Genomic DNA, 21,874 nt, shown 5'->3' on the forward strand with positions numbered 1-21,874 from the left:
CAACCGGGTGACAAAACTCGATAAAGCAGGCAAGCTTGGTGGAATGACAACGCGGTCGCCAAAAAAACTATCCGTCCTGTATGCCGATTACAGTGACCGGAACATCAAGGCAGTGCAGACAGCACTTGAACCGCTGCATCTGGCGGCCTTTCATGCGAGTGACGACCGCGACGCCATCATCGAACTGACCCGTAAACACCGCCCGGATCTGATCCTGATAGGTCTTTATCTGGACGGTATTCGCGGTATTTCGACCATTCGCGACCTGCGTCAAAGCGCGTCGGATGCCGATCCATTCTGCAATCAGGTCCCGGTCTTGCTAGGCGCGCCAAAACTGGATCGTCGCGCCATGCGCGATGCGGTCGAAGCCGGGATTGAAGGCGTCTTTCGCCAGCCGGTCGACGCCGACCGTTTGCGCAAGATCGTTCAAACCGTGATTAAAAAGCCGCGCCGCTTCGTATTCGAAGACAATTATTTCGGCCCGGCACGCGAAGGCGATAATGTCGCCGAACCATCGCGCAAAATACGCCAGCCCCGCAATGCCAGCGCCCTGATCGACCGCGAGATTGAAAAACCGGCCCGACGTCATGACGACATCAAATCGCCTGAACCTGCCGAGGAACCGGCATCGGATCAGAATGGCGAAAAGCCCGCAGCCAAACCGCGACCGTCGCGGTCCGTCACCCTGAAACCTGCGATGCACTCCAAAACATCATCACGCAACGCTGCCACGGTCACACAGACGTTGGACACCAAACGCTCCACCAGTGCCAAGATCGGCATTGAAACCTCTGATGCCAAACCGGGGAAAACGCAGCGCGACTATAACCTTGATGCGGCAGAATCCGTTCGCGCGGTGCTTTCCCCCGTGCCGCAACCGCTTGAAACCGCCAAACTGACCGATGACAGGGCAGAAGACGCAGACCCGGCCGACACCAGCGTTGATGAAAAGCTGGTTGAAATCGATCTGACCGAAGCCCTTAAGGGGCATCGGCTTTGGGTTGATACCGGCGGCAAGGAGGGGGCGATGATGTCGATCAGGCACGCCGATCTGCGCGATGCCGATCTTGAAGGCATCGACCTGACCCGATGTGCCTTGCCGCATGTGTCATTTCGCAATGCCAATTGCAAAAAGGCGGTGCTGCGTCGTTGCGATATGACGGCGGGCGATTTCATCGGCTGCAATCTGGATCATGCCGTGCTTGCCGCCACCCGTCTTTCCGGTGCCAGCTTTACCGATGCCATCTTGCGCAACACGGTGTTTCTCGGCTCTGATCTGGCAGGTGCATCATTTCGCGCCATGACACTGCACAATTGCGATCTGAGCGGTGCCAATCTTGCCCAAACCGATTTCCGCGATGCCGATCTGTCCACGGCCAAGGGATTGTTCGCCGAACAGATCCAAGGCGCACGGATCAACGCCAATACCCGCCTGCCACGTGACATGAAGCTCAAGGATTAAGGATCAGGCTTAAAGCCTAGCGCCGACCAAACATCTTTTCGATGTCGTGCAGTTTCAGTTCAACATAGGTCGGGCGGCCATGGTTGCACTGCCCTGAATGCGGGGTGGCTTCCATCTGGCGCAATAGTGCATTCATTTCATCAGCATTGAGCTTCCGCCCGGACCGCACCGACCCATGGCATGCCATGGTCGCGCAGACATACATCAGCCGGTCCTTAAGGGCCATGCCCTGCCCCAGTTCGACGATCTCGTCGGCCAGATCGCGCACCAGCCCCGCAACATCAACCTTGCCCAGCATTGCGGGCACTTCGCGCACCACCAGCGCACCGGGGCCAAACGGCTCGATCACCAACCCCAATTCGGCAAATTCTTCGGCACGCTCAGCCACCCGTTCGGCAGATGCCTCGTCCAGTTCGACGACTTCGGGCAACAGCAATCCCTGCCGTTTAACGCCATTTTCCGCCAGATCGGCCTTCATACGTTCATAGACAATGCGTTCGTGGGCGGCATGCTGATCAACAATCACCAAGCCATCGCGGGTCTGGGCGATGATATAGTTTGCATGCACCTGCCCGCGCGCAGCGCCCAGCGGATGATCAACAAATTTGGCGACATCAGTGTCGTCGATCCGTGCCGACGGGGCAGCACCGGCATACCCGCCACCATATCCCCCGGCCAGCGCACTGGCGGCAGCCGCGGCAAATCCGCCATTATCACCGCCGGTCTCTCCACCGGCAAAATCACGCCCGCGATCAAACAGGCCACCAAACGAGGTTGCCGGTGCCTGTGCCGCGTAATCGCGCTGTATGGCTGCCGAACCTGGATGGCTGGGTTGATAGGACCCGAAATTATACCCGCCCGAGGCGGGGCGCCCGCCGCCATAGGGCAAGGATGGTCCGTCACCTTCGCGCCGGGCTGCGCCCAGCGCCATATCGGCCACCGTGGTCGATGCCCGGTGCCCGGCCCCGGCCAAGGCGTGTTTGAGCGCGCCGACGATCAACCCACGAACCATGCCCGGATCACGGAACCGGACCTCGGTTTTGCCAGGATGGACGTTGACGTCAACATCACGGGGCGAAAGTTCAAAAAACAGCGCCAGCAACGGATGACGGTCGCGCGCCAGAAAATCCTGATAGGCCCCGCGCACCGCCCCCTGCAACAGCCGGTCCTTGACCGGGCGGCCATTGACAAACATGAACTGCATCTGCGCGTTGCCACGATTCAATGTCGGCACCCCGGCATAGCCGGTCAGGCGAATGCCTTCGCGTTCTGCTTCGATCTGAAGGGCGTTATCCTGAAATTCACGGCCCATAACTGCCCCCAGCCGTTTCAGGCGGGCATCGAACAAATCACCTTCGCAGGCCGGGTAATTCAAAATCTGCTTGTTGCCGTCCCCCGACAGGGTAAAGCCAACATCGGGCCGCGCCATCGCCAGCCGATCCATGATTTCGCGCGCATACATCTGTTCGGTCCGCGCGGTTTTAAGAAACTTCAGCCGGGCGGGTGTCGCATAGAAAAGGTCGCGTACCTCAACTCGCGTGCCAAACGGGTGGGCCACCGGTTCCGGTACGCTTTTCGCCCCACCTTCAACCGTCAACGTCCAGGCATTTTCCGCCCCGCGCACCCGACTGGTCAGGCGCATCCGTGATACCGATCCGATGGATGGTAAGGCTTCGCCGCGAAACCCCATAAAACCGATATTGAACAGATCATCATCGGGCAGCTTGGACGTCGCGTGACGTTCGACCGCAAGGCCAAGTTCATCGGGCGTCATGCCCTTGCCATCGTCAGTCACCGACAACAGGGTCCGCCCACCATCGCGCAAGGTCACGTCTACCCGCGTTGCCCCGGCATCCAGCGCATTTTCCACCAGTTCCTTCAACGCCGCAGCCGGGCGTTCAACCACCTCACCGGCGGCAATTTGGTTGATCAGGTTCTGGGGCAGGACGCGCAGGGTCATGAAGGGAAATGCTCGTTAAATCGGGGTGATATTATTGTGATTGAAACGAACCTATCAAAGCACAAAGCGCGGCGAAATGCCTTTCACCGCGCTTTGTACATTTTAAAGTCAGGATCGGCTTAAAACGCCAGATCGCCTTCGGGTTTGCCCACCACCGTCACGGTAACATTGGCCGGATCAAGCAGTTCGCTGGCAACCCGGTTGACGTCATCAAGGGTGACGGCCTCGACAAAGCTATTGCGTTTATCAAGGAAGTCCTTGCCCAGTTCCTGCATCTGCATGCCAACCAGCATGCCCGACAGGTTGCCAAGGCTGGTAAAGCGCAGCGGGAAGGCCCCGGTCAGATAGGATTTGGCGTTATCGAGTTCTTCCTGCGACACGCCTTTGTCCTTCATCTTCTGCCATTCATCGCCAATAATCGACAGGCTTTGGCCGATGGCATCGTTGCGCGTCGCAACTCCGCCCGTGATCAGCTCAGCCTTGTCCATATCGGCCAGATAGCTGTATACGCCGTAAGCAAGGCCGCGCTTTTCACGCACTTCCTCTGTCAGGCGCGATGAAAAACCGCCGCCGCCAAGGATATAGTTCATGACATAGGCGGCATAGAAATCCGGGTCCTTGCGCGCGATACCCTTCTGGCCCCAGACTGCCTGGCTTTGCGGGATGTCCTGCTGAATGACCTCGATCCCGCCAAATTTTGGCGTGACTTCGGGAATGGCCGGAAGGTCGCTTTTGTCCGGCAGACCGCCAAAGGCTTCGTCAAGCAATGGGCCGAGTTCCTCGGCCGTGATATCGCCCGCGACCCCGATCACCAGATTGTCGCGCGCCATGGCATGACGGACAAATTCACGGAAATCATTGGCATTCAGGCTACTGACCGATGCCATCGTTCCCGATACCGGATTGGCATAGGGATGATCACCAAAGATCGATTTGAAAAACGCCTTGCCGGCAATATCGCCCGGATCATTTTCCGCCCGGCGCAAGCCCGAAATCACCTGTGCACGGATGCGTTCAACCGCCTCGTCGTCAAAGCGCGGCTCGGTAAGCGCCAGACGCAGAAGATCAATCGCCGTGTCGCGTTCGCGCGTCAATGTCACCATTGATCCGGAAAAATCATCGCGACCGGCATCAAAGGAAATGCTGATCGACCGGTCTTCCATTTCGGTGCGGAAGGTCTGGCTGTCCATTTCGCCAGCCCCCTCGTCGATCAGGCCCGACACCATATTGGCAAGCCCCCCCTTGCCTTCCGGGTCGGTCGCGGAACCGGCCCCCTTGAAGGCAAAATCAACCGTCAGAAGCGGGTTCAGGTGATCTTCGATCAGCCATGCGGTAATGCCGCCATCCGATGTGACTTCCTGTACCTCGACAGCCCTTGCGTGGCTGGCAAATGACGTCATCAACAGGGTGGCCGATGCCAGCCCCAGCAGGGTTTTGCGCATTTTCATTACCGGAATTGTCTTTGCAATATAGCTCATGATCAATGCACCTCCTGCTCGCCGGTGACCGGCGCGGTTGGCATGCCGTTCACCGGGCCGCCTTCGGGCGGCTGCAACCAGCCGGTTACTGAACGTTTATCGTCAAATACCGATTTGGCAGCTTCGTTGACCTGCTCGACCGTTACCGACTTGATCCGATCCGGCCAGCTTTCAACCTGATCGACGGTCAAACCAACCGCCAGCGCTTCGCCCAGGGTACGCGCAGCCGCCGAAAGGGAGTCACGGGCGAAAACCGCACTATCAAGAAGCTTCTGCTTGGCACGCGCCAGTTCTTCCTCGGTCACGCCATTTTCCGCAACCTTGGCAATTTCGGCATCTACCGCCTTCTCCAGATCGGCCAGTTCGACACCGTCGCGCGGGACGGCATACAGGCCAAAGCTTGCCAGATCAACCGCAACCGGGTCATAGAAAGTCCCGGCACTGGTCGCAATCGACTGATCGACAACAAGGGATCGGAAGAAACGGCTGGTCGTGCCCGATCCAAGGATTTCGCTCAGGACCTCAAGCGGGGCGGCCTGATCGGCATTTTCGCTGTTGTAGGACGGTGCAAGGTAATAACGCGACATGGATGCCTGCCCGACGCGCGGATCGGTCAGCGTTACCTTGCGCGGGGCATGCTGGGTCGGTTCCTTGACACGGTGGCGGGTGGCAACGTCGCCCGCCGGAATGACACCATAATATTTTTCGGCCAGCGGTTTAAGCTGATCCATGGTGATGTCCCCGGCCACGACCAGAATGGCGTTATTGGGCGCATACCATTTGCGATAAAACGCCAGCGCGTCATCGGTCGACAGGGTTTCCATCTCATTGAGCCAGCCGATGATCGACCGGCCATAGGGATGGGCCATATAAAGGGCAGCCCGCATCTGTTCACCCAGAAGCGCACCGGGATTGTTATCAATCCGTGATCTGCGTTCTTCGATGATCACGTCGCGTTCGGGTAAAACCACATCATCGGAAAGCTGAAGATTCTGCATCCGGTCGGCTTCCATCTGCATGACCATTTCAAGCCGGTCACGCGCGATATTCTGGAAATACCCGGTATAGTCCCATGCGGTGAATGCATTGTCATTGCCGCCATTGCGCGCAACGATCTTGGAAAAATCACCCGGGGCAATGTCCTTCGTACCCTTGAACATCAGATGTTCAAGGAAATGGGCAATCCCTGATACGCCCTCAGTCTCGTCGGCGGATCCGACCTTGTACCAGACCATATGGGTTACGACCGGGGCGCGGTGATTTTCCACCAGCACAACCTGCATGCCGTTATCAAGGGTCATGGTTTGCGGGCTGAAAACCGCCGCCCCGGCCAAATGGGGGCTCAGGATCATAAGAACAGCGGCAAGCAGGCCAATTGGCCCGCGCGCAAATATCGAAATCGGGGATCGGGTCGGAAATGTCATTACGTCATCCCAATGCTATAAGCAGGATCGCCAGGAAGCAGGCAGGGTGCCTGATCTATACGGCAACGGACAAGTTTTGATTAAGAACTGAATATGACAGAACAAGGGCGCGGAAAGACCGCGCCCTGCCATAATTCGAATTTTGTTCTATTTCCGGGACAACTCACCGGAAAGTGACCGCAACACCCTAGAAGATATCTTCCAGCCAGCCTTTCTGACGGCGTTCGATGACCGGTGTTTCACCTTCGGAAACCGACTCACCCAATGCCTGCTGATCGCGGATGCGCTTGGCTTCGGCTTCGGCATCAACCTGGGTGCCAAATTGCGGTTTTTCCTGCCAGAAGATCAGCTTGTCGACGACGCTGTCGCTTTCTTCGATAAAGATCGATGTTTCACGATCAACCGTGGTGCGGATTGCCGGATCGGCATATTGCGCGCCCGACTGCGACAGCAGGGCAACCTGCCCCTGACTGCGATTGCCATCGGTGATATCACGCTTGACCGCGTCCGGGTCTTCACCGGTCAGGATACGACGCGCCTGATCGGTGGTCGTGCCGGTCTGCGGGCGCGGTGCGCCCGGTTCCGGAACACGCAGCGTGAAATCAGGCGGCAGGCTCAGCGGTGCACGGGAAACAACCTGAAACTCGTCCGGAGCCGTTTTGTTCAGACCAAACGTTTCACGCGTTGATTCACAACCGGACACGGCAAATGCCAAACCGCCCAGCAGCGCAACTTTGAAAATCGATGTCGATAGTTTCCGGGCCATTGATGCCTCTTTACCACTCAGTCTCCGGCACGGAATTGCCGGATCAAAAATTACCTGGATGATTTTTTACCGCCAAACAGGGAATCGATCAACAAAAGGACTGCACCAATCGTAATTGCGCTGTCCGCAATGTTGAAAACCGGCCAATGATAGCCTGCAACATGCATATCGATAAAGTCGGTTACCGCCCCGTGACGCAACCGGTCAACAAGGTTGCCAACCGCCCCGCCAACCACAAGCGCCAGCGCAATGCCCAACAACCGGTCGCGCGTCCGCCACATCCAGATCAGGAAGCCGACGGTAATTGCCGCCGTCGCCAAAATCATGACCCACGGCGCCTGCCCCTGGAACAGGCCGAATGAAACGCCACTGTTCCATGCCAGCAGGAAATTCATGAACGGCGTGACTTCAATCACGCGATGCGGGTTTGACAATCCGTCAATCGCCAGCTGCTTGGTCCACTGATCGACGGCAAAGACAACCGCAATAATGACCAGCCCAAAGACAAAGGCACGATGTTTCATCAACACTCTTTCTGTCTTGCCTGAACACGGTCTTCCGAATGGACAGACCAGAACCGGAAACGGGCCGCCTTATTGGGCGGCCTCGATCCCCATTTCATCAACGGCATCAGCACAGCGCAGGCACACGGTTTTGTGCACCGGGTGGCTGCCGACTTCGGGCAATGTCTGCCAGCAACGCTCGCATTTCTCGCCCTCGGCCAATGCCGGAACCACACCAACGCCGGTAACTTCTTCAAGGGTATAGGCCCCTTCGGGTGCGTCGCCGGTGATCAGTTCTACATCAGATGTGATGGCGATTTCGGCAAGATTAAGGCCATTAAGCGCTTCGACATATTCCGCCGTTGCATAGACCTTCGGTGCGGCATCAAGGCTGGCCCCGATGCGTTTTTCGGCACGTTCCAGTTCCAGCGCACCGGTTACAACGCGACGCAGCTTGCGGATTTTTTCCCACTTGGCGGCCAGCGCGTCGTTTTTCCAGCCATCCGAGATCGTGTTGAACGTCTCGGAATGAACCGAACTGTCGGCACCATAGCGCGCGCGCCATGCCTCGTCGGCGGTAAAGCACAGAACCGGTGCCAGCCAGCGCACCAGACTGTCAAACACGCGGTCCATAACGGTACGCGCCGCACGGCGTTTGGCACTGCTTGGCGCGTCGCAATAAAGCGCGTCCTTGCGGATATCGAGGTAAAACGCCGACATATCAAGCGCACAGAAGTTATGCAGTTCGATAAACAGCGTATGGAAATCGAAATCCGCCGTCGTCTTGCGCACCAGATCGTCCAGCTTGCTCAGACGATGCAGGACCCAGCGTTCCAGTTCCGGCAATTCGTTATCCGCAACCTTTTCCGCCTCGGTAAAGCCGTCAAGATTGCCCAGCAGGAAACGCAGCGTATTACGCAGGCGGCGATAGATGTCCGAATGACGTTCGATGATCTCGTGGCTGATGCGCAGGTCATCGTGATAGTCGGAACTGACCACCCAAAGACGCAGGATATCCGCACCAAGCTTGTTGATGATGTCCTGGGGCGCGATGACGTTGCCAAGCGACTTGGACATCTTGCGGCCTTCGCCGTCCAGAACGAAACCGTGCGTTAGAACCGCGTCATAAGGCGCACGGCCGCGCGTGCCGCAGGATTCCAGCAAAGAGCTATGGAACCAGCCGCGATGCTGATCCGATCCTTCAAGGTAAAGATCAGCCGGCCATTTCAGGTCCTGGCGTTCTTCCAGCACGAAGGCATGGGTCGAACCGGAATCAAACCAGACGTCAAGAACGTCGGTGACCTGTTCGAAATCCTTGGCGTCATATCTGTCGCCCAGGAAATATTGCGCATCGCGGGTGAACCATGCATCGGCACCTTCTTCGCAGAAGGCGTCGTAAACACGGTTCAGCACGTCCTGATCGCGCAGCGGTTCACGGGTGTTTTTATTGATGAACACCGTGATCGGCACCCCCCAGGCACGCTGGCGCGAAACGCACCAGTCCGGGCGATTGGCAATCATCGAATGCAGACGGTTACGCCCGCCTTCCGGCACAAAGCGGGTTTCATCAATCGCCTTCAACGCCTTTTCGCGCAGGTCATTATCCTTCATGGAAATGAACCATTGCGGTGTGGTGCGATAGATAATCGGCGCCTTGGATCGCCAGGAGCACGGATAGGAGTGCTTCAGACGCCCGCGCGACAGCAACGCGCCAACCTCGACCAGCTTGGCAATGACCGCTTCGTTGGCATCGGCTTCCTTGCCATTTTCATCATAGATGCGTTTGCCGGCAAACAGCGGCACGGTCGGGTAATAAGCCCCTTCACCATCCACCATTTCCGGGATTTCAAGACCGTATTTCAGACCGGTTTGGTAATCGTCCGGGCCATGCGTCGGCGCGGTATGGACAAAGCCGGTACCGGTGTCGGTCGTGACATAATCCGCCGCCAGAAGCGGCACGTCAAACTCATAACCCTGCCCACGGAACGGATGGGCGGCAATGGTGCCTTCAAGGTCGGAACCCTTGAAATTGCCAACAACCTTGTGCCCGGTGATGCGACCGTTTTTACAAACGTCTTCGACCAGATCGGCACAGATCGCCATTTTCTCGCCGACCTTGGCCCAGGCTTCTTCGGCGGTTTCGGTCACTTCGATCACGACATAGTCGATCTCGGCCCCGTACGAAATCGCGCGGTTGCCGGGGATCGTCCATGGGGTTGTGGTCCAGATCAGGATCGTCGCATCGGAAAGGGCGTCGACCTTGGATGAAACAACCGGGAACCGGACATGGATCGTTTTGCTGGTGTGGTCGTGATATTCGACCTCGGCCTCGGCCAGGGCGGTTTTTTCGACCACCGACCACATGACCGGCTTCGAGCCCATATAGAGCGAGCCGTTCATCAGGAATTTGCCAAGCTCGCGGGCAATCGATGCCTCGGCCTTGTAATCCATGGTGACATAGGGATTGTCCCAGTCGCCCATCACGCCAAGCCGCTTGAATTCCTCGCGCTGGATATCAAGCCATTTCTGGGCGAACTCGCGGCATTCCTTGCGGAATTCGGCAATCGGCACGTCGTCCTTGTTCTTGCCTTTGGCACGGTATTGTTCTTCGATCTTCCATTCGATCGGAAGCCCGTGACAATCCCAGCCCGGCACATAAACCGCGTTCTTGCCCAGCATCTGCTGCGAACGGGTGATCACGTCTTTCAGGATTTTGTTGAGTGCATGACCAATATGCAGATGGCCATTGGCATAGGGCGGGCCATCATGCAGGACAAACATTTCACGATCCGCCGAAATACCGCGAATTTTGCCATAGAGGTCCTCTTTCGCCCACTGTTCCAGCAGGGTCGGCTCCATCTTTGGCAAACCCGCCCGCATCGGAAAATCGGTCTTGGGCAGGATAACGGTCTTTTTGTATTCGACACTCATCGTGACGGTCCTGTCGTCTTTAAACAAATTACAAGGGCGAACCCCCGGTGATACTGGCTGCCCCCGTAAAGGCGCGCGGATCATAACGGGTTCGTCGACAAATTCAAATCTTGCCGAGAATCTCTTTGGCGGCAATCACATCCGCGGCGATCTGGGCTTTCAGTGCATCAAGCCCGTCGAACTTCTGTTCGCCCCGGATAAAGCCGTGCAAACGCACGCGAACGCGACGGCCATAGATGTCCTGATCGAAATCGAACAGGTGGGCTTCAAGCCCGGCATCCGCATCCCCGCCAAAGCTGGGGCGAACACCAATATTTGCGACTCCGTCGATCCAGCGTTCAACGGTTTCGTCATTTGCGTCCGATATCAGGCCAAGCTGAACGGCATAAACACCAAATTTCGGACGCAGATGATTGCCAAGTGCAACATTGGCAGTCGGGAAACCAATCGTCCGGCCGCGCTGATCGCCCTTGATCACCACACCGGCTACTTCCCACGGGCGCCCCAGCAAATGGGTCGCATCCTGCGGGCGGCCATCGCGCAGCGCCTGTCGGATCGCGGTCGAGGAATAGATGATCCCGTTATCATGCGTCACCGCCTCAATCGCCGTCACGCCGAAACCGGACTTTTCGCCAATTGCACGCAGCAGATCGACATTTCCCGCCCGGCCCTTGCCAAAGCAGAAATCCCAGCCAACGACGACATGGCGCACACCAAGCCCGTTCACCAGAATGCGCTCGATGAATTCTTCGGCGCTCATGGCGGCAAAATCGCGGTCAAAGCGGGCTTCGAAAAACAGCTCAATATCCAGATCAGACGCCGCCGTAATCCTGTCATCAGCCGATGTCAGGCGGAATTCCGGTTCGCCCGCCCGGAACAGCATCCGGGGATGGGGCTCAAACGTAAGGATCCCCAGCGGCGCATCCAGATCGCGGGCGATTTCGCGCGCATGATCAAGCAATGTCTGATGGCCTAGGTGAAGGCCGTCAAAATTACCAATCGCAACGACCGCACCGCGTGCGTCATCTGTCAGATTGTCAAAAGATCGAAAAACGCGCATCCGCGCCGGTCTCTCTTTTTTTGCTCGTCATCATGCCGGCAGATCGCATATCCGCACGGTCCAGCGGGCAGCTATAAAGCGCGCAAGCCCGAAGCGTAAAGACTTTTCCGACAAAAGATGCTTATTGGCGTGACGGCACCATCACCATCGCCTCGCCCGCAATCACGCATTTATCGCCGACATAACAATTGGTTTCCAGAACCACACGGCGCTTGGGCGCGATGATTTCGCGCACCGTGACCTTTGCGGTAACGGTATCGCCAATGCGGACCGGTGCCTTGAACTGCAAATTCTGCGACAGGTAAATCGTGCCCGGCCCCGGAAGACGCGTGCCCAGAACGGTTGAAATAAAACCGGCCGACAGCATGCCATGCGCAATGCGGCCTTCAAACATCGTGGTTTCGGCAAATTCCTGATTAAGATGAACCGGATTTGTATCGCCGGACAATCCGGCAAACATCACGATATCGGTTTCGGTGACGGTTTTGGCGTAGCTGCCGACCATGCCGATCTCGATATCCTCAAGATACAGCCCTTCCAGTCCGTTCATCTCTCTCATTTCCTGACTTTCCTTGCCTGTTTTCGATCGCCACGTCTGACTTCTGATTTATTTTTGCGCCGCAGCATTCGCAATATTATTTCGTGTTTTCTTTTTTCGGCAATGGATAATTGGTTGAACAGGGTAATTTAACCGGCTTGCCATATCGGCTATGCCTGCCCAAATGGGAACTTCCGTCACGCCCCGTCACGGTGCAAACTGCCTCTCAGAACAACAAATTGCGGAAAACGTCCATGAATGCGACCACTGCTGACATCTATGAAATCGCCATGGGCCGATGGAGCCGCCGCCTGTCGCGCAGCTTCCTTGATTTCGTTGCCGCCCCATCCTGCGGTGCGCTGATTGATGTCGGTTGCGGTACCGGGAGCCTCACACTTGCCGCCGCCACGCGCTATCCCAAGGCCCGGATTGTCGGGGTGGACCTGATCCCCGATTACCTGTCCGAAGCCCTTCTCAGCGCTGCCGAGAATGTCAGCTTTGAAACCGGCGACGCCAGCAACCTGCCCTTTGCCGATGACAGCTTCGACACCGCCTTTTCGCAATTGCTGTTAAACGATCTGGATGGTCCGGCGGGTGCTGTTTCGGAAATGGTCCGGGTCACGAAACCGGGCGGGCGGATTGCGGCAAGTGTCTGGGACCGTGCCGGGGGATTATCTTTTATCCGGCTGTTTCTGGATGCTGCCGCGGTTGTCGCCTATCCATCAGGCGATGAATTGCGCAGCAGGATTTTTGATATCCCCTATCAAAGCGAAGACGCCCTGTTTGATCTTTGGTCCGATGCGGGTTTGGGCGATGTTGATACCGCAACCTTGTCGATCCGCATGGATTTTCTGGATTTCGAGGATTACTGGCAGTCGCTTCTGGGGGCACACAGCCTGATCCGCGATTTCTTTAACGATCTTGATCCGGAACTGGCCCTGCAGCTGCGCACCGCTACCGAACGGTCCTATCTGGGGGGCAAGGATGATGGCCGCCGGTCGCTGGTCGCATCCGCCATGGTTGTGCGTGGCATCGTCGGGGAATAGGCGACGATTACATCAAGACCGGCGAAACGGCATCCACAATACCGACCAAAGGCTTTGACTGCGTTTGTCGCGAAATTCCTCAAGTCCGATCTGCATGTCATGATCATTGGTTTGCGTGTGATCGACATAGCTGACAAACAGCCGGTCCCAAACTGACAGGATATTTCCGTAATTGCTGTTGGTTTCGCCTATCAGGCTGGAATGATGGACCCGGTGCATATCAGGCGTCACAATCAATCGGCGCAATAACCGGTCAAACCCGCCGGGCAAATGAACATTGCCGTGATTAAACAGCGCAAATCCGCTTAGCATGCTTTCATAAATCACCACCGCCCAAGGGTCGGCCCCCAGCAAAACAACAAACAGCGATTTGTAGATTGCGGATGCCAAAATCTCGAATGGGTGAAACCGCACCGCGGTCGAGACATCAAATTCGATGTCGCAATGATGCACCCTGTGGAACCGCCAGAAAACCGGCACGATATGCGTCAGGCGGTGCTGCCAGTAAACTGCACAATCAAGCGCGACGATTGCAATCAGGCCACTCAGCCACCCGGGCAGGCTCATCAATTCCTCGCCCTGATTGATCACGCCCCAGCCCTGCTGCCCGGCCAGAATGGCCGCGGCAATCATCGCGGCCCCGATGGTGAAACGGGTTAATGCAGCCCCCATCAACAGCAAACCAAAATTGGTCAGCCACCGCCCCGGGTTGCGCAACCCACCCGCCGGACGATAAGGCATTAACGCCTCCCACATTGCCATCACGACAAGGATGGCGGCAAAGATGCCCAATCTTAAAAACCCTGCCTGTTGATCCATCTTGTTCCTGCCAAACACCACGCACTGCAACGACGACTGTGTCTTTATGGTCATAGTCGATGATATTGAAACAATACAGTACCTTGCCCATCGCAAGTCCATCACCATTATGTTAGATGAAGGATGTGTGACGAAGCAGTCCTGCCAAAAACCGTTTCTGAACCGGTTGTCGCGGGGCACCGGCAGGAGGATTTGATGGGTCAGGCGACAGGACGTATTGCGGCAATGCTATTCGGGGTTCTGATCCTCGTGCCGTTCGCGACCATCGCCCGCGCTGATGGCCCGCCTTTTGACCTGCCGGTCGATTGCCTTTATGGCCAGTGCGATGTGGTTCATTATGTCGATCACGATCCCGGCCCTGAAATCCGTGATTTTGCCTGTGGCACCACCACCTATGAAGGCCATCGCGGAACCGATTTTTCCATTCCTGACGAAGCCACCATGATTGGCGGGGTCGAGGTCAATGCAGTTGCCGCCGGAACCGTGATCGCCACCCGCGACGGGGTCGAGGATATCGACGCCGGCCGTCTGGTCGGGGATGCGCTTAAGGGGATCGAATGCGGCAATGGCATTCTGATCAACCATGATGACGGCTGGCAAAGCCAGTATTGCCATCTGCGCCGCGGATCGCTGGCGGTGAAAAAAGGTGATACGGTCGAACGCGGTCAGACAATCGGACTGATCGGCATGTCCGGTCAGGCCACCTTCCCGCATCTTCATTTCAACCTGCGCAAGGATAACCAGCTGGTCGATCCGTTCAGCGGTACTCCGATGGGTGCCGTCACCCCGCAGGATTGCAATGCCAGTAACGCCGTTCTTTGGACCGAGGCCGCCAAGGAACAGATGTCCTATCGCGCCATAACGCTTTATGCGTCGGGATTTTCGTCGGCCAAACCCAATGCCACCGACATTAAACGCGGCTATGGCAAAAGCAGCGAACTCCCCGCCTCAAGCCCCGGCCTGTTTTTCTGGGCTTATCTGATTGGTGCCAGCAACGGCGATATCATCCGATTAAGCATGGATGGCCCGAACGGCATTGGCGGACACCGCGATTTCACCATCAATGTCGAAAACGATAACGGCCCGCGCGCCAAGTGGTTTTACGTCAATATCAACCGCCCCGGTGATCGCTGGCCCGCAGGGGCCTATCGCGGTGAAGTCACCTTTACCCGCCCCGGCCAACCACCCAGGGAAATCGGCATCACCGAGCTTGCCATTCGCTGACAACGCCGCCGATAACGCTGCGGATAACATGGACATTGCCGACGGGTATCGCAGCACAGCATGCCAATATCGCGGGAATCGGCAGCAACTGAGCCACGTGCCAATTCCGATTCTCGCGTTTTTCATGCGCCGCACCATCAACCTTTGGTTATTTGTGACCAAAACAGGTGCAGAAAAGCTGGCCTTTTCCATCAGGTTGAAAGTTTTTTGACGTTTTTATCAGGACAGCACTTGTATCGGGACCATATGCCTGCATATATTTCAGTCGTGCACCGTGTGGTGCATTAAAAGATACCTGTCATAAGACGGAGTAAAAATGATGAATAAGCGCAAAGCCGTTGCTATCGCCATTGCCCGTGAACAGCAGATCGCCCGTTCGATGGAAATCCTGTTTGCTGGCACCATTCTGGCCCTGATTGCATCGCTCCTGATCCTCTGATCTTTATCCAAGCGCTTTGTCATTTTACCGGTCGTTAGCCAATCGGGGATAACGACCCGAAAGTTCAAGAACATCTTCATGAACAACCGCCGCCTTTTCATCGTTGCCATTACGCGAATTACCAGCCCGGTGGTCTGAGGACCCCGGGACGTGTCTTTTCGCCTACTGGATGCAATGAAAATGTGTGTGCATTGTCATGACCGATCATGCCTTTCTCGCGCCGCTTGAAAGCGCGCAGCCGACCAAATCCGTTTATTGTTTCGCCGTTCACGCCGCCGCAGAACCCGATGTTATGCCGCGTGTGCTGGAACTGTTTTCCAAACGCAATCTTGTCCCCGCAAGCTGGCATTCCACCGTCGCCGACAGCCATGCCGGTTTCAGCGAATTGCAGATCGATATCCAGATTCAGCAACTCGAAACCAAAGTTGCCGAACATATCGCGCGTTGCCTGCGTCAGATCGTGCATGTGAATACGGTTCTGACATCGGAAAAGGGTTATTCCAACTCTGCCCTTGGCGCTTAGGCCTTGGACGCTTAGTCTGTCTGGGTCGCGGCACTGCAACATGATCGTGTTGCAGTGCGCCCCAACCGACGGAGCCCGTCTTGACCTATCTTGACCATATCAAAGCCTGCAACAACGCCAATCCATCGCGCTATGTGCCATTCCGCATTGATGGAATGTCTCTGGGTGCCTTGCGTCCGGACTTTGCCACCGCCCTGTCCGCACTTGGCCCGGACTTTGTCCGCGATGAAAATGGCGAATTTTGCTTTGCGTCACATATCGGAACCCTTGATGATCGCAACCGTTCGCTCGATACCGCCACCAAGGCGCTTTGCGATCAGGGCGTCATCCGTCGTCTGCATGGCGAACGGTTCGATATTCGCCCGACACTGGGTCACGATCCCCTGTGTCAGTTGGATCGGTCCGCCATGCCCTATTTCGGGTTCCGGTCCTGGGGGGTGCATATGAACGGCTATGTGCAAAAAGATGATGGCATCCATATGTGGATTGCCCACCGCGCCAAGGACAAACCGACCTATCCCGGCATGCTCGACAATATGGTTGCAGGCGGCCAGCCGACCGGACTTGGTTTTCTTGAAAACATGATCAAGGAATGTGCCGAAGAAGCCGCCATCCCCGAAAACCTCTCCAGAAATTTGAAACCGGTCGGTACCGTTTCCTATCTTTACGAAACCACCGAAGGGCTAAAGCCCGATGTCATGGTCAATTATGATCTGGAATTGCCCGCCGATTTCGTGCCGCGATGTGCGGACGGCGAAGTCGAACGGTTTGAATTGATGCCTTTGGCCGAGGTTGCCGAAATCGTACGCAGCAGTTTTGATTTCAAATTCAATTGCGCGCTGGTGATCATCGATTTCCTGATTCGCCACGGCTTCCTGACCGCCGACAATGAACCGGATTACAGCCAGCTGACCACCGGGCTGCATCGCAATATTTTCCGATAGGGATTTGTTGATTTGTCCCGCGCAAAAGCGCCCCAAACTTACTGTTTGGTCGGCGGACCGCCCATAAGCGCCCCAACCGCCATCAGGGTCAATTTGGCGCGCAATTCCGGATCAAGCTTGTCCAGATCTTCCTGCTTGTTGCGGATGGCAACCAATGCTTCGGAAATCAGTTTGGCGCGCGCATCGTCGGCTGCACTTGGCATCCGGCTTTTCTTTTTGCCGATCTTGGCATCGGCGGCTTCAAGAGCCTTAAGGATCGCGGCCTGCGGATTATCCGACTGTTCTGTCAGGGTCTCGGCCAAGGCCTGTGCGCGGGCCTCCTCAAAGGACATGCCACTTTCCTGATAGGCCATCGCGCGGTCTTCGATCCGGCGTGCCTGTTTGGCCTGGGCAGCACTGCGTGCGGCCAGTTCGGGATCATTGAGTTGAAGGGACTGTGCATCGCCATAGGCCTTAAGGGCCTCCCGTCCGCGTTTTCCTACGAAAACGCGCAGCAGCGTCTCCTTGAGCATTCCCATCAATCGTTCCTGCTATGGTTTGGTTGCCCGCATCACAAGGCAACCATCATGCACCCAAAGGGTTTCAAAATCATTGCCTGCGGCCGGCAAGCAATATCGCAACGCCTTATATATGTTGCGCAACCCGGTCTTCTTCAATCTCAAGAATGTAACCGACCAGCGCCTCGCAATCATCCGTTCCCAGATGTTCAAGATCAAAGACGAAATCAACATTGTCACGCGCCGGGTCATCGGTTTTCCCGACAATGCCGAATTTGATATATTCCGCATCAAGGGCGGCCAGCGACGATATCACATCGGCTACCCCCACCCGGTCTTCAGCCGTCAGCGACAAACGGATCAGAACCAGAATATCGGCATCGCAATCAACCGCCTGACGGGCAATCGATTGTGCGTCGGAATTTTTCGGGGCGATATCAACGTCAAACCCGCCATCGGCAAACAGGGTCGCGACATGCTTGTGATGGGATTCTTCCGCCGACGATGCCGTCGCCAGAAGCAGTCTGGGGTGGCGGCCTTCCATCTCGGCGAAACGGGCAAGATTGGTCGCAAGTTCAGGAGACGTCATAACACCTCACAGAAATAACCTGTCCAGGATGGACATTCTGCGAACCAGTATTCCAATGAAACCTTGGAACTTCAAGCATTGCGGCAAGGTTTTCTGCATCAGACCTCACAACCGCAAAATGCGGTCAATGGTGGTTCAGCCGCCGATTACCGCCGATGGATCAACCCCGATGACATAGGGATGCGCCCAAAGGAGCACGACATAAAGCAGAATTCCCAGCCCGATATCGCGCCAGCCAAGCGCGCCTTTGGCAAGCCCCGCGACATCAAACCGTCGAGTCCCGTCAAGGATTGCCTTGTATTCGGCCACGTCCATGTGGCGGGCGCGGATTTTTTCCATACGCCAGAACCCGGCAATGGCAAAAACCGTCGCCCCGCCGAAGAACATGAAAGCCACCAGATCACCATTGGGCACGATATGCCCAAGTCCCCACAACATCATGCCCAAAAGCAGCGGATGACGGGTCAAACGATTGATCCCCGGTCGCGCCGGATCAAAGCCCTTTTTTCGTCCTATCGACAACGGACAGGGTTGAATAATCGCCGCAGCCCACAAAATACAGGCAGGCAGCATGAAGGTCAGCGTCACATGGTTTTGCCAGATTTCGTAGGGCCACAGCGCGATGAAGTCCGCATGACGCACTTCATAAATCACCCATCCCAGCAGGAACAGCGACGTGACCGAAAACGTTATAATATATGCCGTGTGACCGATCCTTGCCGTGATCGCACCACGCAGAAGACCGGGCACGATATGCCCCGCCATAAACACCGCGACTGAAACGAAAAACCATGTCAAATGACGATCTCCCCTTTACATTGACGCGCTGTCATGCAAATTGCGCATCTTTCCGCGTGCAGCAAACCGGTCGTCAAACTGGTCCCGATTGGTCCAAAATGGCTAAGACCCTTGCGCCGCGTGATATTAGCGGATACGTCTGTATCCCTGTTTGACTTCGGACAATAAGCACCTGCCTATGGATTTTCCACCGGGCAGACAAAGAAACACGGAATATACTCGAAATGAGCTGGACGCCGGAAAAGATTGAACTGCTGACCTCGCTCTGGAATCAGGGCTGGACCACAGCACGCATCGGTGAAGAACTGGGCGTTGGCAAAAACGCCGTCGTTGGCAAGGCGCACCGCCTTGGCCTGCCCAAGCGCCCCTCCCCGATCCAGCGCCGCGCCGAAGAGAGTGAGCCGAAAAAGGCACCGACCCCGAAAGTACAGAGCAAAGGTATCAGCATCTTTGATCTCGGTGCCGGTATGTGCCGCTGGCCGTTCGGTGATCCGGGCGATGAAGACTTCCATTTCTGCGGCAAGAAATCTGTGCCGAGCAAACCTTACTGCGACGAACATTGCGCAGCCGCCTATCTGAACGGCAAAAACCCGCGCGAAGACGGCCCGCGGAATGTTCCGGGTCGCCCGAATGCGCCGCATATGTCGCACGGTCCCAAAAAGTAACAGTCTGGCTGTCGCTGACCTTCACGGTCTTCGCGCACGCCCAATTAAAAAGCCGCCCTCTTCCGATGGGCGGCTTTTTCTGTTTCGGGTCCAGTCCTATTTCGACTGAAGGACATATTGGGCAAAGCCGTTTTCGTCCTCGCCGACAAAGCTGATATTGTCGGGTGCGTTCATTGCAGAGGATGCCTTGGGACTGGTGACAAACGTCACCTTGGATGCCTCCCCGATGGGGGCCAGGCTCCAGTTGCCATCGGCCTTCGGATCGATTTCCTTTTCCTCAAGGATATAGTTCGCCAGAACCGTACGGTTTTCATCGGGTGCTTCGATGATGATGCTTGATCCATCAAGTCCCGGGAAATTGCCCCCGCCACCAGCACGGTAATTATTGGTCGCAACCACGAATTTCTGATCGTCGGCAACCGGCTTGCCATCATAGGTCAGATTGATGACGCGGTGCGCGTCCTTGTTTACCACCTCGCCTGATGCGTTGTATCTGGCCGGTTGGGTTACATCGATCTGGTAATTGACCCCATCAATGACGTCAAAGTTATAGGTCGGGAATGTCTCGTTGATCAGCGGCTGCTCTTCCCGGCTGTTCGGGTCAATCTGATTGAACTGTACGGCCGACATTTCCAACCATTCACGGACCTGCGCACCATCAAGCAGCACCGCCCGCAATGTATTGGGATAGATATAAAGATCGGCAACGTTCTTTAGTGCGATCTTGCCTTCGGGGATGTCGGTGAAATATTCCGGGCCGCCACGGCCACCGGCCTTGAACGGTGCACCCGCCGACAGGATCGGCATCCCGTCATATTCCGAGCCCTTCAGGATACGTTCCAGATACCATTTCTGGGCATTGGTCACGATCTGGATCGACGGATCATCGGCCACCAGTGCAAAGAAGCTGTTGATCGGGGCGACCGTCGTACCGACACCTTCGCGCATATAGGCAATGGTTGCCTCGTGCTCTTCTTTAACCGCCTCTATCACTTCCGGGTCGGCATCGACCAGCGGGGTGATATCACGGCCTTCTCGGTGATAAATCGGACGTGCTTCCGAAAAGCTGTCGGTCACCTTCCATTCCCCGGCATCATTGACCGAAAGTGTCAGGTCAATCACGCCAAGGTGGCTGCCCCAGAAGCCCGGCATAACGGCGGCCACACCATTGATCGTGCCTTTGGCAAGGTCGACACCGTCTATATTTGCATAGGCATCGGACGGGAACACCGTATGGGCATGGCCAAACAGGATGGCATCAATGCCGTCAACCTGGCTCAGATAATAGGTGGCGTTTTCTTCCATACCTTCACGTGCCAGTGTCGACAGGCCCGAATGCGGCACCGCAATCACGATGTCCGCGCCCTTTTCGCGCATTTCCGGCACGTATTTTCTGGCCATTTCGACAATGTCCTTGGTCACGACATTGCCTTCCAGATTGGCCTTGTCCCACTGCATGATCTGCGGCGGGACAAACCCGATCACGCCGACCTTGGCCTTGTGCTTTTTGCCGTCGCCATCGGTAAATTCACGATCAAGGATCACATAGGGCTGGAAATACGGTTTGTCATTTTCGGCATCATTATCGCCGTCATCGGCAAACACATTGGCACTGACATAGGGGAATTTGGCCCCCGAAAGACTTTTGCCCAGGAAATCGAGACCATAGTTGAATTCATGATTGCCGATATTGGCCGCGTCATAACCCAAAAGGTTCATCGCCTTGTAAACCGGATGCACCTCGCCCTCTTTCAGGCCGTGGCGCTTTGCCATGTAATCGCCAAGCGGGTTGCCCTGGATCAGGTCACCATTATCGATCAGGACGACGTTTTCGGCCTCACCGCGCGCGTTTTTCAACAGGGTCGCGACCTTGGCCAGACCGACCGTATCCGACGAACTGTCACGATAATAATCGTAATTGACCAGATGCGTGTGGATATCGGTGGTTTCCAGAATGCGCAACGATACGGCGCTGTCGGCCAATGCCGTGCCGCTGGCAAGCGCGACCGTCAGTGACAAGACTGATCCCGCAACTGCGCGACCAAAAAATGCACGACCGGCCAGACGAAAATATGACATGTGAAAGGGTCCCTGTTGAAGCGATGCTCGTGCCTGACATTATGATTGTTCGTTTGGTCAGGATTTGAAGATTTTGCGAAAATAGCAAGGCAAACACAAATGAAAACGCCCGCAAGATGATCGCGGGCG

General features: G+C 56.2%; 21 protein-coding genes. 8 read left to right on the forward strand and 13 right to left on the reverse strand.

Going from position 1 to position 21,874, the window contains the following annotated elements; genetic code table 11:
- Positions 1 to 7 precede the first annotated feature (7 nt).
- A complete protein-coding gene (locus IT971_RS18005; protein WP_065701768.1) occupies positions 8 to 1,462 on the forward strand; it encodes a pentapeptide repeat-containing protein in 1,455 nt (484 codons plus the stop codon).
- Between the two features lie 16 nt (positions 1,463 to 1,478).
- On the opposite strand, the gene mutL is transcribed toward IT971_RS18005, so the two are convergent.
- The 8 genes from mutL to IT971_RS18045 all read right to left on the reverse strand — a co-directional run bounded on the left by mutL (position 1,479) and on the right by IT971_RS18045 (position 12,134).
- The gene (mutL, locus tag IT971_RS18010; protein WP_065701769.1) at positions 1,479 to 3,422 is read right to left on the reverse strand and encodes a DNA mismatch repair endonuclease MutL; all 1,944 of its coding nucleotides are present in this window, start codon (positions 3,420 to 3,422) and stop codon (positions 1,479 to 1,481) included.
- Positions 3,423 to 3,541: 119 nt separating this feature from the next.
- Complete coding sequence (locus tag IT971_RS18015) at positions 3,542 to 4,900, reverse strand: pitrilysin family protein (protein ID WP_065701770.1); 1,359 nt, start codon at positions 4,898 to 4,900, stop codon at positions 3,542 to 3,544.
- 2 nt (positions 4,901 to 4,902) lie between these two features.
- Positions 4,903 to 6,324: a pitrilysin family protein gene (locus tag IT971_RS18020; RefSeq protein ID WP_063093213.1), complete on the reverse strand. Its 1,422-nt coding sequence runs from the start codon at positions 6,322 to 6,324 to the stop codon at positions 4,903 to 4,905.
- A gap of 187 nt (positions 6,325 to 6,511) precedes the next feature.
- Positions 6,512 to 7,090 carry a DUF3035 domain-containing protein gene (locus IT971_RS18025; RefSeq protein ID WP_007090157.1) on the reverse strand — a complete coding sequence of 193 codons (579 nt, stop codon included), beginning with the start codon at positions 7,088 to 7,090 and terminating at the stop codon, positions 6,512 to 6,514.
- 50 nt (positions 7,091 to 7,140) lie between these two features.
- Positions 7,141 to 7,614: a signal peptidase II gene (gene lspA / locus IT971_RS18030; protein WP_007090158.1), complete on the reverse strand. Its 474-nt coding sequence runs from the start codon at positions 7,612 to 7,614 to the stop codon at positions 7,141 to 7,143.
- A 69-nt stretch (positions 7,615 to 7,683) separates the two neighbouring features.
- Positions 7,684 to 10,524 carry an isoleucine--tRNA ligase gene (gene ileS, locus IT971_RS18035; RefSeq protein ID WP_065701771.1) on the reverse strand — a complete coding sequence of 947 codons (2,841 nt, stop codon included), beginning with the start codon at positions 10,522 to 10,524 and terminating at the stop codon, positions 7,684 to 7,686.
- A gap of 103 nt (positions 10,525 to 10,627) precedes the next feature.
- Entirely contained in the window at positions 10,628 to 11,584 is a 957-nt protein-coding gene (locus IT971_RS18040) for a bifunctional riboflavin kinase/FAD synthetase (protein WP_065701772.1), read from the reverse strand.
- A gap of 121 nt (positions 11,585 to 11,705) precedes the next feature.
- On the reverse strand, positions 11,706 to 12,134 hold the full coding sequence (locus IT971_RS18045; protein ID WP_007090161.1) for a MaoC family dehydratase: 429 nt from the start codon (positions 12,132 to 12,134) through the stop codon (positions 11,706 to 11,708).
- Positions 12,135 to 12,376: 242 nt separating this feature from the next.
- On the opposite strand from IT971_RS18045, the gene IT971_RS18050 reads away from it, so the two are divergent.
- The gene (locus tag IT971_RS18050) at positions 12,377 to 13,168 is read left to right on the forward strand and encodes a class I SAM-dependent methyltransferase (RefSeq protein WP_065701773.1); all 792 of its coding nucleotides are present in this window, start codon (positions 12,377 to 12,379) and stop codon (positions 13,166 to 13,168) included.
- Positions 13,169 to 13,180: 12 nt separating this feature from the next.
- On the opposite strand, the gene IT971_RS18055 is transcribed toward IT971_RS18050, so the two are convergent.
- Positions 13,181 to 13,987 carry a sterol desaturase family protein gene (locus tag IT971_RS18055; protein WP_065701774.1) on the reverse strand — a complete coding sequence of 269 codons (807 nt, stop codon included), beginning with the start codon at positions 13,985 to 13,987 and terminating at the stop codon, positions 13,181 to 13,183.
- A 195-nt stretch (positions 13,988 to 14,182) separates the two neighbouring features.
- Here IT971_RS18055 and IT971_RS18060 point away from each other — a divergent pair, with 195 nt between their 5' ends.
- From IT971_RS18060 to IT971_RS18075, 5 genes are all read left to right on the forward strand, one after another.
- A complete protein-coding gene (locus IT971_RS18060; protein WP_037987483.1) occupies positions 14,183 to 15,211 on the forward strand; it encodes a M23 family metallopeptidase in 1,029 nt (342 codons plus the stop codon).
- Between the two features lie 28 nt (positions 15,212 to 15,239).
- Positions 15,240 to 15,422 carry a hypothetical protein gene (locus tag IT971_RS18065; RefSeq protein ID WP_110252548.1) on the forward strand — a complete coding sequence of 61 codons (183 nt, stop codon included), beginning with the start codon at positions 15,240 to 15,242 and terminating at the stop codon, positions 15,420 to 15,422.
- 105 nt (positions 15,423 to 15,527) lie between these two features.
- Entirely contained in the window at positions 15,528 to 15,650 is a 123-nt protein-coding gene (locus IT971_RS22550; protein WP_255414996.1) for a hypothetical protein, read from the forward strand.
- Positions 15,651 to 15,846: 196 nt separating this feature from the next.
- Positions 15,847 to 16,173: a hypothetical protein gene (locus IT971_RS18070; RefSeq protein ID WP_007090166.1), complete on the forward strand. Its 327-nt coding sequence runs from the start codon at positions 15,847 to 15,849 to the stop codon at positions 16,171 to 16,173.
- A gap of 80 nt (positions 16,174 to 16,253) precedes the next feature.
- Positions 16,254 to 17,117: an NUDIX hydrolase family protein gene (locus IT971_RS18075; RefSeq protein ID WP_065701775.1), complete on the forward strand. Its 864-nt coding sequence runs from the start codon at positions 16,254 to 16,256 to the stop codon at positions 17,115 to 17,117.
- Between the two features lie 38 nt (positions 17,118 to 17,155).
- Here IT971_RS18075 and IT971_RS18080 read toward each other — a convergent pair whose 3' ends face one another.
- From IT971_RS18080 to IT971_RS18090, 3 genes are all read right to left on the reverse strand, one after another.
- Positions 17,156 to 17,635, reverse strand: coding sequence for a hypothetical protein (locus tag IT971_RS18080; protein ID WP_065701776.1), 480 nt, complete (start codon positions 17,633 to 17,635; stop codon positions 17,156 to 17,158).
- Between the two features lie 106 nt (positions 17,636 to 17,741).
- Entirely contained in the window at positions 17,742 to 18,203 is a 462-nt protein-coding gene (locus IT971_RS18085; protein ID WP_065701777.1) for a hypothetical protein, read from the reverse strand.
- 135 nt (positions 18,204 to 18,338) lie between these two features.
- A complete protein-coding gene (locus IT971_RS18090) occupies positions 18,339 to 19,001 on the reverse strand; it encodes an NnrU family protein (protein ID WP_007090170.1) in 663 nt (220 codons plus the stop codon).
- Positions 19,002 to 19,225: 224 nt separating this feature from the next.
- Here IT971_RS18090 and IT971_RS18095 point away from each other — a divergent pair, with 224 nt between their 5' ends.
- On the forward strand, positions 19,226 to 19,666 hold the full coding sequence (locus IT971_RS18095) for a GcrA family cell cycle regulator (protein ID WP_007090171.1): 441 nt from the start codon (positions 19,226 to 19,228) through the stop codon (positions 19,664 to 19,666).
- A 96-nt stretch (positions 19,667 to 19,762) separates the two neighbouring features.
- Here the strand turns inward: IT971_RS18095 and IT971_RS18100 are convergent, their stop codons facing one another.
- A complete protein-coding gene (locus IT971_RS18100; protein WP_065701778.1) occupies positions 19,763 to 21,745 on the reverse strand; it encodes a bifunctional 2',3'-cyclic-nucleotide 2'-phosphodiesterase/3'-nucleotidase in 1,983 nt (660 codons plus the stop codon).
- Positions 21,746 to 21,874: the final 129 nt, after the last annotated feature.

Origin of the sequence: Thalassospira sp. B30-1 (genome assembly GCF_015767575.1) — a bacterium.
Classification (GTDB): Bacteria; Pseudomonadota; Alphaproteobacteria; order Rhodospirillales; family Thalassospiraceae; genus Thalassospira; species Thalassospira xiamenensis.

What these genes read in the sequence shown, in the direction of transcription:
- mutL (WP_065701769.1), bottom strand. Translation starts at nt 3,422, where the DNA reads ATGACCCTGCGCGTCCTGCCCCAGAACCTGATCAACCAAATTGCCGCC.
- IT971_RS18015 (WP_065701770.1), bottom strand. Translation starts at nt 4,900, where the DNA reads ATGAGCTATATTGCAAAGACAATTCCGGTAATGAAAATGCGCAAAACC.
- IT971_RS18020 (WP_063093213.1), bottom strand. Translation starts at nt 6,324, where the DNA reads ATGACATTTCCGACCCGATCCCCGATTTCGATATTTGCGCGCGGGCCA.
- IT971_RS18025 (WP_007090157.1), bottom strand. Translation starts at nt 7,090, where the DNA reads ATGGCCCGGAAACTATCGACATCGATTTTCAAAGTTGCGCTGCTGGGC.
- lspA (WP_007090158.1), bottom strand. Translation starts at nt 7,614, where the DNA reads ATGAAACATCGTGCCTTTGTCTTTGGGCTGGTCATTATTGCGGTTGTC.
- ileS (WP_065701771.1), bottom strand. Translation starts at nt 10,524, where the DNA reads ATGAGTGTCGAATACAAAAAGACCGTTATCCTGCCCAAGACCGATTTT.
- IT971_RS18040 (WP_065701772.1), bottom strand. Translation starts at nt 11,584, where the DNA reads ATGCGCGTTTTTCGATCTTTTGACAATCTGACAGATGACGCACGCGGT.
- IT971_RS18045 (WP_007090161.1), bottom strand. Translation starts at nt 12,134, where the DNA reads ATGAACGGACTGGAAGGGCTGTATCTTGAGGATATCGAGATCGGCATG.
- IT971_RS18050 (WP_065701773.1), top strand. Translation starts at nt 12,377, where the DNA reads ATGAATGCGACCACTGCTGACATCTATGAAATCGCCATGGGCCGATGG.
- IT971_RS18055 (WP_065701774.1), bottom strand. Translation starts at nt 13,987, where the DNA reads ATGGATCAACAGGCAGGGTTTTTAAGATTGGGCATCTTTGCCGCCATC.
- IT971_RS18060 (WP_037987483.1), top strand. Translation starts at nt 14,183, where the DNA reads ATGGGTCAGGCGACAGGACGTATTGCGGCAATGCTATTCGGGGTTCTG.
- IT971_RS18065 (WP_110252548.1), top strand. Translation starts at nt 15,240, where the DNA reads ATGGACATTGCCGACGGGTATCGCAGCACAGCATGCCAATATCGCGGG.
- IT971_RS22550 (WP_255414996.1), top strand. Translation starts at nt 15,528, where the DNA reads ATGATGAATAAGCGCAAAGCCGTTGCTATCGCCATTGCCCGTGAACAG.
- IT971_RS18070 (WP_007090166.1), top strand. Translation starts at nt 15,847, where the DNA reads ATGACCGATCATGCCTTTCTCGCGCCGCTTGAAAGCGCGCAGCCGACC.
- IT971_RS18080 (WP_065701776.1), bottom strand. Translation starts at nt 17,635, where the DNA reads ATGGGAATGCTCAAGGAGACGCTGCTGCGCGTTTTCGTAGGAAAACGC.
- IT971_RS18085 (WP_065701777.1), bottom strand. Translation starts at nt 18,203, where the DNA reads ATGACGTCTCCTGAACTTGCGACCAATCTTGCCCGTTTCGCCGAGATG.
- IT971_RS18095 (WP_007090171.1), top strand. Translation starts at nt 19,226, where the DNA reads ATGAGCTGGACGCCGGAAAAGATTGAACTGCTGACCTCGCTCTGGAAT.
- IT971_RS18100 (WP_065701778.1), bottom strand. Translation starts at nt 21,745, where the DNA reads ATGTCATATTTTCGTCTGGCCGGTCGTGCATTTTTTGGTCGCGCAGTT.